This is a genomic window from Wolbachia endosymbiont strain TRS of Brugia malayi (assembly GCF_000008385.1).
Taxonomy (GTDB): domain Bacteria; phylum Pseudomonadota; class Alphaproteobacteria; order Rickettsiales; family Anaplasmataceae; genus Wolbachia.
The window spans coordinates 761,208-775,141 of record NC_006833.1 but is presented as its reverse complement, the minus strand read 5'-3'; the positions used below and the strand labels follow the sequence as shown (position 1 = coordinate 775,141).

Annotated in this window: 10 protein-coding genes, 2 tRNA genes and 2 pseudogenes; 7 read left to right on the top strand and 7 right to left on the bottom strand. The window is 33.5% G+C overall.

Annotation, left to right across the window (positions count from 1 at the left end):
• The first annotated feature begins 6 nt into the window (after positions 1-6).
• The gene (locus WBM_RS03565; protein WP_011256790.1) at positions 7-1,512 is read left to right on the top strand and encodes a proton-conducting transporter membrane subunit; all 1,506 of its coding nucleotides are present in this window, start codon (positions 7-9) and stop codon (positions 1,510-1,512) included.
• Between the two features lie 23 nt (positions 1,513-1,535).
• On the opposite strand, the gene virB9 is transcribed toward WBM_RS03565, so the two are convergent.
• From virB9 to WBM_RS06970, 3 genes and pseudogenes are all read right to left on the bottom strand, one after another.
• Entirely contained in the window at positions 1,536-2,324 is a 789-nt protein-coding gene (gene virB9, locus WBM_RS03560; protein ID WP_011256789.1) for a P-type conjugative transfer protein VirB9, read from the bottom strand.
• Between the two features lie 522 nt (positions 2,325-2,846).
• Positions 2,847-2,927 carry a hypothetical protein gene (locus WBM_RS06510; RefSeq protein ID WP_233417525.1) on the bottom strand — a complete coding sequence of 27 codons (81 nt, stop codon included), beginning with the start codon at positions 2,925-2,927 and terminating at the stop codon, positions 2,847-2,849.
• 644 nt (positions 2,928-3,571) lie between these two features.
• Positions 3,572-5,522 (bottom strand): annotated as a pseudogene (locus WBM_RS06970) (ComEC/Rec2 family competence protein).
• Between the two features lie 96 nt (positions 5,523-5,618).
• Here WBM_RS06970 and WBM_RS03545 point away from each other — a divergent pair.
• Positions 5,619-5,692, top strand: a tRNA-Met gene (locus WBM_RS03545).
• Positions 5,693-5,951: 259 nt separating this feature from the next.
• A complete protein-coding gene (locus WBM_RS03540; RefSeq protein ID WP_011256788.1) occupies positions 5,952-6,410 on the top strand; it encodes a hypothetical protein in 459 nt (152 codons plus the stop codon).
• A gap of 71 nt (positions 6,411-6,481) precedes the next feature.
• Here the strand turns inward: WBM_RS03540 and pdxH are convergent.
• Positions 6,482-7,075 (bottom strand): annotated as a pseudogene (pdxH, locus tag WBM_RS03535) (pyridoxamine 5'-phosphate oxidase).
• 15 nt (positions 7,076-7,090) lie between these two features.
• A complete protein-coding gene (gene mutM, locus WBM_RS03530) occupies positions 7,091-7,906 on the bottom strand; it encodes a bifunctional DNA-formamidopyrimidine glycosylase/DNA-(apurinic or apyrimidinic site) lyase (protein ID WP_011256787.1) in 816 nt (271 codons plus the stop codon).
• A 129-nt stretch (positions 7,907-8,035) separates the two neighbouring features.
• Here mutM and WBM_RS03525 point away from each other — a divergent pair.
• Positions 8,036-8,108: transfer RNA gene (locus tag WBM_RS03525), tRNA-Thr, on the top strand.
• A 53-nt stretch (positions 8,109-8,161) separates the two neighbouring features.
• Here the strand turns inward: WBM_RS03525 and WBM_RS03520 are convergent.
• Together WBM_RS03520 and WBM_RS03515 are read right to left on the bottom strand one after the other, a co-directional pair.
• Entirely contained in the window at positions 8,162-9,688 is a 1,527-nt protein-coding gene (locus WBM_RS03520; RefSeq protein WP_011256786.1) for an acyl-CoA carboxylase subunit beta, read from the bottom strand.
• Between the two features lie 107 nt (positions 9,689-9,795).
• Positions 9,796-10,848, bottom strand: a complete 1,053-nt coding sequence (locus tag WBM_RS03515; protein ID WP_011256785.1) for a hypothetical protein — start codon at positions 10,846-10,848, stop codon at positions 9,796-9,798.
• A 137-nt stretch (positions 10,849-10,985) separates the two neighbouring features.
• Between WBM_RS03515 and der the strand changes: the two genes are divergently transcribed.
• The 3 genes from der to WBM_RS03495 are packed head-to-tail and all read left to right on the top strand — an operon-like array spanning position 10,986 to position 13,441.
• Positions 10,986-12,398, top strand: a complete 1,413-nt coding sequence (gene der, locus WBM_RS03505; protein WP_011256784.1) for a ribosome biogenesis GTPase Der — start codon at positions 10,986-10,988, stop codon at positions 12,396-12,398.
• A 25-nt stretch (positions 12,399-12,423) separates the two neighbouring features.
• The gene (locus WBM_RS03500; RefSeq protein ID WP_011256783.1) at positions 12,424-12,936 is read left to right on the top strand and encodes a disulfide bond formation protein B; all 513 of its coding nucleotides are present in this window, start codon (positions 12,424-12,426) and stop codon (positions 12,934-12,936) included.
• Positions 12,899-13,441 carry a demethoxyubiquinone hydroxylase family protein gene (locus WBM_RS03495; protein WP_050707672.1) on the top strand — a complete coding sequence of 181 codons (543 nt, stop codon included), beginning with the start codon at positions 12,899-12,901 and terminating at the stop codon, positions 13,439-13,441. Before WBM_RS03500 ends, WBM_RS03495 begins: the two co-directional genes overlap by 38 nt.
• The last annotated feature ends 493 nt before the right edge of the window (positions 13,442-13,934 follow it).

The window sequence follows — 13,934 nt, the reverse complement described above, 5'->3', positions numbered from 1 at the left end:
TATTTGGTGGACTATATTTTAGCATCTCTTTCCTTACCATTTTTTATTACTGAAAATTATTTGTTAATTACTGCACTGGTTCCGCTTTTAAGCGCAGTAGTTATTCTTTTTACTGGTAAATGGCCTACGGTAAGTAATGGCATTACTGTTGCTTCTTCTGTGCTTCTATTTGTATATACATGTCTATGCACTTTATATTGGGCATATGGCGATCATTCTCAGTTTATCCTCATAAATTTTGGCAACAATTTGCATGTTAGTTTAAAGCTAGAGTCTACTGGAGTAGTGTTTAGTTTATTAATATCATTTTTATGGATATTAACCAGTATATACACAATATATTATATGCAGAACAACTATCCTGATAGTAATTACTCAGATTTCCTATGCTTTCTTTTGGTATCGATCAGCTGTACAATGTTTATTGCTTTTTCCGGCGATTTGCTTACTACGTTTGTTTTTTATGAACTTTTGACTATCAGTACTTACCCTCTTGTTACCTATAACGCAACAAATGAGTCAACGATAGCTGGACGTTATTATTTTGGTGTGTTGTTTTTTTCTTCCTTAGTACTGTTTTTTCCAGTTCTTGGTCTCTTGTATAATGAATTTCATACTTTAGACTTTGTGAGCAGTGGAATATTTGAATTTGATACCTCACTCGTTACTTTTACTGCAGTGTGTTTCACTATGCTAATTTATGGCTTAGGCAAAGCTGCATTAATGCCAATGCATTTTTGGTTACCAAGAGCGATGGTTGCACCAACTCCTGTAAGTGCATTGCTACATGCTGTTGCTGTTGTAAAATCTGGGGCTTTTATTATCGTAAAAGTCATATTATACACTTTCGGTATCGATAATTTGCAGCGCTTTGCACAACAAAATTGGTTTGCTGGAGGGTGGCTTCCATATGCTGCAGGATTTACCATCATTGCTGCTTCACTTATTGCGTTAAAGCAGAAAGAATTAAAAAGATTGCTTGCTTACTCTACTGTTTCTCAGTTGTCATATATTATACTATTTGCTTCAATTTTTAGCGACCTCAGTGCAAGAGTTGCAATTTTCCAATTAGTTTGTCACGCATTTGCAAAAATCACTTTATTTTTCATTGCAGGCAGTATAATAACGAAAACAGGTGAAAAATATATAGATAGAATTCACGGCATAGGACGAAGTATGCCAGTTACCATGGTAGCATTTGCTATAGGTGCGTTATCTATGATAGGAGTGCCACCTGCTTCAACTTTCTGGGGTAAGTTTCTCATTTTTCAAGCTGTTTTTAACTCTGGCAATATAGCGCTTTCTGTATTTGTCACTCTAGTATTAACTGTAGGCACTGTACTCAATGCTATGTACTTTTTGCCAATAATTTACAACGCTTTTTTCTCAAAATCTTCCAAGAATTTTTTTATTAAAAAAATACCTGTTTTTCTAATTTTACCACCAGTTATCACTGCGATATGTACTTTTATTATTTTCCTTGTGACACCATTTATTTTGCCACTTTGCTGAATAGATGTGACTTTGAGTTTATATTATCGCTTACCCTTTGCAAAAGGCATGTTTTCGTTAAATAAACAGACTGTACTTGATCCGTTTCTTAAGGTAAACACCGAGCCTACTCTTTCAATTATAAGGTAATCATCGACTGTACGAAAATTTACTAGAGACTCGTACCCTGCAGAATCAACCATAAAAACTGCCGGAAAATCAGAATTTACCTTATTGAATTGCAGATATGTAAATCTCCCATCATCGAAGGCTTTAGTTGGTATTATTGACTGGCTGCCCTTAACATGTGAGATGGAATAATTAAAATTTATGCCCTTCTTTACAACTTCAATATCATTTATATCGGGAATAGTGGTGGGGTTAGCTTGTTCAAGGATATCACCATTGTTGGTTGTGTAAATTTCATCACTGCTAAATAGTGGATAAAGAAATCTTACTTCATATGCTAATCTTGGATCATCCAATCCGGTTGCTTCTTCAGCATGAAGTTCAAAGTAATAGACTCTTTTATTAGTAATTACAGTTGCGTTAGTGTCAGCAATATCATCTATAGGCTTGATAAACAACCTGTTACCTTGAGGAACAAGCTGCCAACCAGTTGGATCACCCATTGAAAGGTTTTGTATTGTCTCACCTGGTTCAAATAATATACTGGATTGGTAACCATAAAAACCAGTGTACTTATGTATAGCCTGTGGATTATAGTTTATTACCTTTATGTGACTATCTGCAGCTATTGAACGTGGTTCCTGTTTTGCAAATGCGTCATCACCACAAAAAAACAACAGTACAACAAGCAGTAAACTAATCATGATATTAAAACTATATACTAATCCTCATTTTATCATTGAGAGACATAAACTGCAACTGTTAAGGCATCGACTCTTATGTACTACTTATTTGTCATTTCTTCAAACTCGCCAATTAAAATTCTCATGTCTTTTGGTAAGTCAGATTTAAATTCTACATATTTTTTACTTTTTGGATGATATAAACCTAGTTTATAGATATGTATGCTTGTCCATTGAATTTGCGGATAAAGTCGGAGCCTTTGGCGTATTTTTACACTTTTGCTACTATTTTTTCCGTAAACTTGTTTACCGATAATGGAATGTCCTATGTGACTCATGTATACTCGATTTGGTGTGTTCTATCTGTTTCTAAAACACATCCAACTAGGCTTGCTTGCCCTATAACTTTCTACACTGAGTAATGGGTGACTGCTAACTTCCAATTGTTTTTGTTACGTACATCATTTCTTTGTTTACCAAGTTGGGAGCAATATTGGTTTTTATAGTTTCCAGGTTAAAAAGTAATATTCCCCAAACTACTGCTCAATATTCGCGCTTTATTTCACGATTTAATAATATTTCAGACAGAAAACCATGGATTTTCTCATTTTTTGCAATTACCATTAGTCCACTACTGGTATCTTTATCGAACCTATGAACAATTCCTGGCCTTATGTGAATATATAGGATTTTACTAAGATGCCGATAATTGTATTTAAGAGCGTGTCATTGTTTGTTCCAGCCCTGAGTGAACGGTTAGTCTACTTTATTTGTTGAGAACTATAATGTCCTCATTTTTGTAGATGATATCAAGTTTTATGTTGTGATTAGGCTCAATTAATGTAGATTTGTTGTTGAAAAGTAAGATGCATTACATACTCCTCACCTAGTTTTACTACGTGATCGTTATTAATTATGGGCACGCTAAGTAATTTTACTTACTTATTTTGTATCAGTCTTTGAGCTTTACTGCATGATATATTGCGTTTTTCAGCTATATAGGTATCTAATCTTAATTTTTCTCAGCACTATTGATATTTAAGGTTTTATCTTGTGGCAACTAACCTACTTCATTAACTGAGCTATATCGTGATCTACTTTGAGATAAAAAAACTTTCTGTAGTGCCTGGACCCATGAATTTTCTTATACTTCAATTTGGTTAATTGTATATGAAGCACACTTCAAAAACGAGCTTTTTGGCTCAAATGCACATGCCGAGGCCACGGTTAGAACGCACTTTATTAATCTTTATGTTGTAATTTGTTAACTAAATTGAATGTGTGCTATATGTTTCTTAGGTCAGCATGTTTAATAATTTGAGTGTTACAAGCTGGGTGGTCAAATTTGCTTAATTGAACTATTAGACCAACATTGTTACAATTTTCTAACATATCTTCTTTTTTTATAAGCTAGCAGCACTGATTTATCGTTTCCCTTGTTATATATAACTATAATTATAGCATTTTAATCTTTTGTCTGGATTGTTATATTTGGTATGATTCAAAATTTAATTCTGCCCATTTTGCTTTGCCCAAGTTTTAACAACAAAGTTTCTGCTTTTTCTGGTAAGAGAATATAGTAAGTTGTTGCTCTCCTTTACTGCAACATTATCAGAACTGACTAAGATGTTAGGAGTTCTATGTATAGCACTAGAGAAAATACTCAGCACAATAAAGAAAACTCCAAAGAAACGCCAATTCCTTTCCCATAAGCACGGCCATAATAATCCAAATATTATGATGAAAATTGATGATGCAGGAAAAACACGAATAGGAATAACTAAATATTGAAGGCTAACGATTACTTTTGTTATATACAAAACGCTATACAATAGGACGCTCTATAAGTGGCGCTATAATTCACTCAATACTTAAAGGAGTTGATAAAACATAAATTATTCCAAATGGAATAATGATCAATGTGGCTATTGGTATAGCAATTAAATTTGTAATAATGCCACTGATTGAAAAATAGTTGAAATTGTATATTGTGTAAAGAACAGTTGCTAAGCTTGCTATTACTGAGCTAATCATTATTGACACAAAATATTTCATTATTTTTATTTTGAATATTGTTGGCATTAATCTGATAACTGGTAACCAGCACCAAAACAGCAGAAAACGATATCTGAAAACCAGGCTCTAAAATTGCTTCTGGTTCTATTATGAGTATCACTGAAGCAGCAAACGCAATTACTATTAACCCTCGATATTTTCTATCTATCATTATTGCAACAAGTACTAAAATTACCATAATGTATGCACGCTAAGCGGAAATTTGCATACCAGTGATTAATAAATAAAACGTGGTTAGCAAAATGGTAAGAAATGAAGATATTTTCTTAGTATTGTACTTAAGAGTCAAAATCTCAGATATTGCAAATAAATTACAGAATACTATAAAAATAGACCATCAACGAATGTGATAAATATAGACCAGGTATAGCGAACAAATGTGCTATATCTGAATTCTTATATTGCTATTCATAGTTTTTTGTTCTATTCCATCTTTTTTACCAATTATTAATGCAGAGACTATGTCTGCATGTGGTTCTTTAAGTATTTTGCTTCGGGTTTTCGTAAATGTATTGGCGAAAGATTCTATATGCTCTTGAAATTTCCTTGCTTTAGCTTTTTTGTACTAGAGCTATTTTACTTGTTGCAAAACCTGTTGCACTTATTTTCTTATGATATGCTACTCTTACAAAACCATATGCATACTCTGAAGGTGCAATTTGGAGGAAAAAGCTTTGCTGATAATTTTACCTGATCGACCTATTTTAATGCTTTCTTCCACTTTAGTTCTAACTGATATTCTTATGTTATTCAACTTGAACTTAGTGTTTTTTTTTCATAAAGCAAAATTGTTTATATGAGCTCCCTGTCATTAACATCCTTCGCTGTGGCAACGATATTTTTTACGTACCTCTCTTTCATAAGAATGTTGAGTATCAACTACTATAAAACTGTTCTTAACTTGCTGACTGTAAATCCTATGAGCACTGCAATTAAAGCAGTATATAATATTGCATATCTTTTATGCAGTGTTGCAATCAAAATTAATGTAGGTAAAAGCGCAAGAAAAATAGGTATAACAAAGCTGGATTCAAAGTTTTAAGAGAAGTAAATTAAAGTTCCCACACACTGAAAAACAGGAAACTACAGTATTGAGTTATATTTTTCATTGCGTAAGCTGTTACGTATATAACTAACTATTATGTCAAGGAAAGTTAACAAATACGCAAAATATACACCGAGTGTAATTTTATTCTTTTATTTCCTATTATTCATATATAATAACTAAATAAACAACGATGCGGGGTGGAGCAGTTCGGTAGCTCATCAGGCTCATAACCTGAAGGTCGTAGGTTCAAATCCTACCTCCGCAACTTTTACCTGCATCTCGAAAAAGTGATGTTTGAGGTGGTATACAGGATTTAAATACTAAAAAAAGACTAAAATTTTGAACATAAAAAAGGTGCATTTACTTATATTGTTATTTATAATCTGCACTACAAACTTGGGCTATGCAAAAAATATCTTATTGCAAAAGCACCACCAAAATTTCTGAAGAAATTATCGATAAAACAATTGTTCAGACTATTCTAAGTGAAATGAAGTGGACTACCTGTTTTAATTCAGAATCTTGTGTCACGACTGAGATTACTGCATAATCTAAGTAGTGATGTTGATGTGTCTCAATATATAATCAAATTTATACGTAAGATACTAGTACAACCAGATAAGGTTATCAAAACCATAAGTGACTTTAACGAAGGCTGTTTGTATGGTAAACCAACTACGGCTCATTATACAGTGAGAAATATAGTTCTACTAAAAAATTGGCAACTCTTAACTGAGAACCCTGACTTACTTCACCAGAGTTCAGGTATGGAACTTTTATGCTATGCTAATATAGCAGATAAAATGGATTTTTCTTGGTTAAAGGAAAATATGAGAGGTCAGTATATTAAAGAAGTTGATTTTATCATTACAGCTGGGCTAAATAGTGATGAATTTGGGTTTCTTGCTTTATATAAAAGCACAACCCTAAGGGAAGATAATTGTAATGAATCTTATACAGCCAAAACATCTTGGAAATGGTGATATATTAATGGTGGGAGATGTGCAGAAAAATTTGCCTGATCTACTCAAGAACTTATCTTAAATGACATAACTTAAGGATACAACTGCTCTATTTTCCAGTTTTTTCTCTTAAAGAAAGTGTACCTAAACTTAGTATGTCTTCTGTGCTTACCTTCTTGCCAGAATTCAATTATTTTTGGAATTATGGAGAATCTTACCCAAAAATCAGGACGAGGAACTTGTGTATTGTAAAATTCTTTCTTCTTCAGTCCGATAACTTGCTCGAAGTCTTGCCAATTTTTCAAAACGTCGATTGTTTTGAACACCATGCACTAAATTGACTATTGCGTGCTCGAGATGAGAAATATTGATCAGCTCTTTCACTGCCTAGAAGCTTAACCCCTCCTTCAATTTGTACTTGCCTAAAAAACTCTATCCAGTGAAATACTAGTGCAGCCTTGGAGTTCTTGGTCAATTCTTTCCCTTTTCTACTATTTACAATGAGTAAAGAATACAAAACCTTCTTCGCTATATTCCTTTAGCAATACTACCCTTGCAGATGGAGTGCAGTCTTTGCTACAAGTTGCTAGTATCATTGCAGTTGGTTGTTTATATGGAGAATTAAGTACTACTTTATACCATTTTGAAAACAAATCAAACGGATCTTTTTCAGGCAAAAACATCATACCCAAAGTGAAGTCTTAGTTCTGACATGCATTGCAAAAATAAGTGCTGCGACCATTTTGTCGTATAAGTGTTATAGTATTATTGCAAATTTTGCAAGGTTTTTGAACTTTACCATATACATAAAAACTATTTTGAAAGTATCCAACAGATCCAGATGGCTGTGCATAATCTTTTAACGTCGACCCACCAGCTATGATTGCATCACTCAGAGTATTTTTTATTTCAGTAGCAAGTTTTTCGCACTCTTTATACGTCAAATCTTGTGCTGATCTTAATGGTGATATGCGAGCTCTAAACAGACTCTCAGAAGCGTATATGTTGCCTATACCAACTATTAATTTATTATTCATTAATGCTGACTTGATATTGACCTTTTTGCTCTTCAGTAGCTTCTGTAAATAATCTCCATTAAATTCATCTGTGAAGGGCTCTATTCCAAAATCATTAAAAAAATTTACTTCTTGTTCTTTATTTAAAATAATGACTAATCCAAATTTTCTTGGATCATTAAAAATTATTGAAGTATTGTCAGAAAATGAAAATATCACATGGTCATGTTTATTCTGTGCTTGCTCGCCTTTAGCATATATGAGCTTTCCACTCATGCCAAGGTGTACGGTGACAACTATATCATTGTCTATGTGCCAAATTATATATTTGCCTCTACGCTTGATATTATTTATTACTTTACCCTTTATTACATCATCGATATTTTGTGTAATTGGTACACGCAAATTCCAATTGTTAACTGTAACACCGCTTATTTGCTTGTTTTTAATCTTATCAAACAGAAAATTAGAGATTATTTCCACTTCTGGGAGCTCTGGCATCTTGCCTACCCTGCTGCTGTTTTTTTCTTTTTACAATATTTTGCTTTAGAGCTTTTACTAACCTTTTTCTCCCCTCTTTTTTTTCTTTATTCTTTTTTATATTATTCATTATCATTGTATATAAATTCTGCCGTTATAGCTCAGGTGGTAGAGTACATCATTGGTAATGATGAGGTCCCAAGTTCGAATCTTGGTAACGGCATGCTGATTGTATTTATAGTATTGCATGCTCCATAATAAAAACTTGAAAAAGAGTTACAGAGGTAAGTTATCATGCTTTTTCCATATTCTTTCTATTTTTTTGTTTTTTAGTAGCTCTAATGCTTTGTAAAGATGATACCTCGTTTTACTTGGCACTATTATGTCATCGATATACCCGTGTGATGCAGCAAAAAATGGATTAGCAAATTTTTCTTTATATTCTTTAATTAAAGTTTGTTGATCTTTTTCATGCCGAAATATAATTTCAACTGCACTTTCTGGGCCCATCACAGCTATTTCAGCAGTTGGCCAAGCATAATTTATATCGCCTTTTAGATGTTTAGAATTCATCACAATGTATGCACCACCATACGCTTTTCTGGTAATAAGGCTAATCTTTGGTACAGTCGCTTCAGCATAGGCATAAAGCAGCTTTGCTCCGTGTTGTATTATATTATTGTATTCTTGATTTGTACCTGGTAGAAATCCTGGAACATCAATAAGTGTAGTAATAGGAATGTTAAATGCGTCACAAAACCTTACAAATCTTGCAGCTTTTCTTGAAGAATCAATATCCAAACATCCTGCAAGATACATAGGTTGATTTGCAACAATGCCAACAGTATTTCCTTTAATTCTACCGAACCCAATTATAATATTACGAGCAAAATCAGGTTTTAGTTCAAAAAAATTCCTTTCATCACAAACTTTTTCAATGAGTTCATGCATATCATAAGGGGTATTAGGATTGTGAGGAATGAGGGTATTTAAAGATTCATTAATGTCATCAACATCATCACAGATTGGTACAGATTTCGGTAATTCTTGATTATTTGCTGGTAGAAAGGTAAAGAATTCACGTATTTTTAGCAACATTTCAACATCATTATTAAACGCAAAATCTACCACTCCTGTCTTACTTGTGTGAATTTTTGCTCCGCCGAGATCTTCGTGATTTACGTCTTCGTAGGTAACTTTTTTTACTACATCTGGTCCGGTTATAAACATATATGAACTGTTTTTTACCATGAAGGTAAAATCAGTCAATGCTGGGGAATAAACTGCACCACCAGCGCATGGACCCATAATTAAGGAAATTTGTGGTATCACGCCTGATGCATTTACATTTCTTTGAAAGAGTTCTCCGTAACCAGCGAGAGAATTTACTCCTTCCTGAATTCTGGCCCCACCAGAGTCATTTAGTCCAATAATGGGAACTCTTACATTAATTGCCATATCTATAATTTTACATATTTTTTTTGCATGTGACGCACCGAGTGACCCACCAAAAACAGTGAAATCCTGAGAATAAACAAAAACTTTTCTGCCATAAATAGTACCATGGCCAATTACAACACCATCACCTAAAAAACTGGCGTTTTGCATACCAAAATCAGTTACATGACGCTTTACAAATTTATCGTATTCTTCAAACGAATTTTCGTCGAGCAATATACTAAGCCTTTCTCTAGCAGTTAATTTCCCTTTTTCGTGTTGTTTGTTAATCCTATCAAGACCACCCCCTTTTTCAGCTTCTAACGTTTTGGTCTGTAAGTTTTCCAGTGCTTTAAAGTCTTGCATGTGGTAGAACAGCTTTCAAATTGATTGTAAACCTTATTAAGCTTATAAACTCCATTAACTATACACATACACCTTTGCTGTATGCAACAGTGTATATATAGTAATGGTTAATTTCCTGGTAACTCCTGTCCATTGCTCTGAGAATGCTGTGATTCACTGACTTTTTCTAAAGCAAAGGAAGGTGGGCTAACTTCACTCTTTTTTGCTTGCACGAAACCTTTGGCAGCCTCAATAACCTTGCTTATACGAGGTTCTTTTGCTAATTCTTCACAATATTTTGAAAAAATTTCACAATTTTTGTCATCTATATACACCATTATTTTGCCAAAGCCTGAGGTATTTTCAGAAGATAAAATCATTTCAATTTTTTTCTCACCTACTGGGAAAGTCATCTGAAGTACGCCCTTCATATCACAATATTGCCCGTTTTGTATTCGGATTATATTATCTCTTTTCCCAATCTTTAATGCTCCATCTAAACCTTGAAATTCTGGATTGTTCAGAAACTTTGCAGGAACCACAACACTTTCTTCTGGACATCTTACATAATAAAATCCATTATCTCTTTCTACCGTAACACCTTTTATCACATCTTTTTCTTTGTTTTTTTCAATGCCGCCACGTACAATCTGTTTTAGATTTGATAAGTAATCTTCACGCTTTTGCAGTATATCGCTTGGTAGTATTTTCGAGACTCTTGTGCTTATATCGTTACCTTTTGAAACTAGATCAGACATTTCTAACCAAAAAGGCCGTAGTTTGCTTTTTCCAGTCTCAGTAACATTGGCATCGCTTTCCATAAGATGTTGTAAAACCAGCATTAAATAATCTATTACTGATAACTTTTCTCCTTCTCGAAATACATCAATATGACATGGCACGCTAAACATGATCTTGTTCTTTTTTGCATCTTTTATAGATTTTCGAAATTCCTTTGCCATATTTTCTATGGCTACATCATTAGGTAAGTTTTCCGATTCATTATATAAGATAAGAGCATTATATATTTCACGCAGCGTATTTGAAATATTTTCTTCCATATGTTCATTAACATGTCCATAAATTGTCTTGCTTGATTGCAAATTCCCCATTTCTTCTGAATATCCTAGTTGTTTTGATCTTTCACTACTTGCACTTTCTATTTTCTCTAACACTGACATAACCACCCCCTACTTTACATAATAAAGTTAAAATAAAATACCTTAATTTTAGGATATTGATGTAATCTTACAAAGTCAATAGTTAAGTTGAAAAGTTTCAGTTATAATTTACTTCATACAGGACATGCTTTTAAACTATGTTAAAAATCGCTATAGTAGGCCTGCCAAATGCTGGCAAATCAACCTTATTTAATAGGATATTGGGAAGAAAAGCAGCAGTAGTTAGTAACATTCCAGGGATAACAAGGGATAGACAAGAAGGAGTCGGAAGAATTAGTGATTTGGAGCTTAAAATTATAGATACAGGGGGGTGGAATGATCAAACTAATTTCTTCCTTCAGATTGTTGAACAGATAGAATTTTCTTTATTTAGTGCAGATATAATTTTCTTTCTTGTTGATGCAAAAGTGCAAAATGAGCAAAACAAAGAATTTGCAAAATGGTTAAAAAGAAGGACAAATAAGTCTGTGATACTTATAGCAAACAAATGTGAGAGTTATAAATCTGAAAATATTGATTACCTGCAGTTTTTTGATTTCATAGGCCCAGTATACATCTCAGCTGAACATAATCTTGGCATGGTTGATCTTTACAATGCATTGGCTGGCGTTATTGATTCTTCTACAAATTTCTCCTCTGTTATTCCAAAACCCTTGCCTGTCATCAAAGTAGCTGGAACTGGGATCCAGGAAAAAAATGAGCAGATTTCAACGTTACATGCTGAAAATCAATCTAATCAACCTAATAGGCTTAGGGTTGCAATAATTGGCCGTCCAAATGTTGGAAAGTCGACTTTTTTAAACAGTTTACTTTCAGAAAATAGGCTAATAACAAGTTCAGAACCTGGCACCACGCGTGACTCCGTAGATATTACATACAATCATAATGGAAAACTTATTACTCTCATCGATACTGCGGGAATTCGCAGAAGGGCAAATCTTATAGATAATCTAGAATTAAAGTTTGTTAAAAAAAGTATGGAATCAATAAAGCGCTCTCATGTGGTGGTTTTGATGCTAGACTCTCTACTTGGCATTAAGCAGCAGGATTTATCAATTGGTGAAGCTGCAATCAAAGGAGGGAAGGGGATTATCATTGTTTTAAATAAGTGGGACTTAATAAATAAAGATGATAGAAGCAGGTTGATAAAATTTGTAAGACAACAGGAGATAACTAGGTTGTTCTTGGAAGTGCCAACTGTAACGATTTCTGCACTGAAAGGCATTCGTTGCAGTGATGTAATAGACAAGTGTCTTGAAGTGAACGAATTCTTGAATAAGAAAATCAGCACTGCAAAAGTGAATAAGTGGCTAGTTGATGCTTTAGGTAGGCATCCTCATCCGTTTGTAAAAGGTAGAGCAATTAGGATGAAATATATTGCTCAAATTGGTACTAAACCTCCGGCTTTTTCTTTAACATGTAATGTGCCTGAAGGTGTTGATGAGAGTTATAAACGCTATTTAACTAATGATCTCAGGAAGAATTTCTTTATAGATGGTATACCTGTTAGGCTTCTTTTAAAAAAGAATAAAAATCCCTATGTAAAATGAAATTCTGCTTTATACTTTCAGAGGTATGTATAATAATTCACTTAAAGTTATGTGTAATAACTCTAGAGTTTCTGCAATCTTTTTATTATCAAGTGCTATTGCTCTAGTTTTTGCATACGTACTAGAGTATTTTTTCAATATGCTACCATGTAAGTTATGTATGTACGAGCGGATAATTTATTATGTTGCAGGATTACTTACAGTGGTTTATATGCTCAAAAATAACAAGGTTCTAATTTATGCAATGTTTTGCAGCTATCTTATAGGTGCAGTAATATCTTTTTATCATGTAGGTCTTGAATTCCACTTATTTCATGATGTTTTAGGCTGCGCGGAGCAAGCAAGTAGTAACGCTAGCGTAGAAGAGCTGAGACATAATCTATTAAACCCTGATTACTCTCCATTTTGTGACAGGCCTCGTTATATCTTAGGTGTTTCCCTAGCAACATGGAACCTTATTTATCTTATAGCAGCTCTGTTCTTATCAGGTAAAATTTATTGTGGAGAAGGAAAGAAATCTGAACAGCTTAAGGTATAGCAACAGTAAGTTCTTGCATCAAACAATTAGAGTAAACCATGCTGGGGAATATGGTGCTATTTGCATTTATTACGGTCAAAAATTTATTCTTAAGAAATCTTCTATAATCAATAAAATAATCGAAATGGAAGGGCAGGAAAAGAAACATTTTCACTATTTTAACGGAAAAATTAAAGAGCAAAAAGTTCGCCCTACTGTTTTATTGCCAGTTTGGTATGTATTAGGAGTGTCACTTGGTGTTATCACTGCAATTATGGGCAAAAAAGCTGCTATGGCTTGCACCGCTGCAGTTGAGGAGGTGATCGGAGAGCACTACAGAGAACAGGTTTCATATTTAGAAGATGGGGAATTAAAAGAAATAATAAGTAAATTTTGCAATGAGGAGCTAGAACACAGAGATATTGCAATTGAACACAACGCTGAAAGTGCGCTTGGCTATAATATTTTATCTTCGTTTGTAAAAACAGGCTGCAAAGTTGCTATTTATTTATCTAAGTTGATTTAGCTAATTTTCAGGCGGCTTTTTGTTCATAAAGATGAAATTATGTAAATATGGCAACTCGAAAGTATATATTAGACCTTTTGTATAGTTTTTGGCAACGCGCTAGCGTATAATAACTGTTGTTCAATAGAAACGAAAAAAAATTGCTTGACGCATTTTGCCAGCTTTATTATTATCAATAATAAAGCTGTTTCATAATTTAAAGACTATTGAAAGCCAAAATCTGGGGTTGTGTATTTTTTATTGCATTGTACTTAATTTCCAGAGTATCCTTATTATATTCTTTCTTAACTTTTTCTATAGCAGGGTTGTTATACCTAATATCATGAATCGCGCTTATAAAGCGTTCAGGAGATTAAAAAACGTCAAATAGACAACGAAAAATGTTGATAATTAGTCACTACAGGGCTTCTTTTACCTTTTTTCACTTGATAAATTTCTTAAATATTTATAATTGAAGCAATTTAAAAGCAGCAGCGTTATAAAAAACGCCAAT

Coding starts and splice junctions, on each gene's coding strand:
- WBM_RS06510 (WP_233417525.1), bottom strand. CDS start 2,927: ATGGTAATTGCAAAAAATGAGAAAATCCATGGTTTTCTGTCTGAAATA.
- der (WP_011256784.1), top strand. CDS start 10,986: ATGTTAAAAATCGCTATAGTAGGCCTGCCAAATGCTGGCAAATCAACC.
- WBM_RS03500 (WP_011256783.1), top strand. CDS start 12,424: ATGTATAATAATTCACTTAAAGTTATGTGTAATAACTCTAGAGTTTCT.
- mutM (WP_011256787.1), bottom strand. CDS start 7,906: ATGCCAGAGCTCCCAGAAGTGGAAATAATCTCTAATTTTCTGTTTGAT.
- virB9 (WP_011256789.1), bottom strand. CDS start 2,324: ATGATTAGTTTACTGCTTGTTGTACTGTTGTTTTTTTGTGGTGATGAC.
- WBM_RS03520 (WP_011256786.1), bottom strand. CDS start 9,688: ATGCAAGACTTTAAAGCACTGGAAAACTTACAGACCAAAACGTTAGAA.
- WBM_RS03515 (WP_011256785.1), bottom strand. CDS start 10,848: ATGTCAGTGTTAGAGAAAATAGAAAGTGCAAGTAGTGAAAGATCAAAA.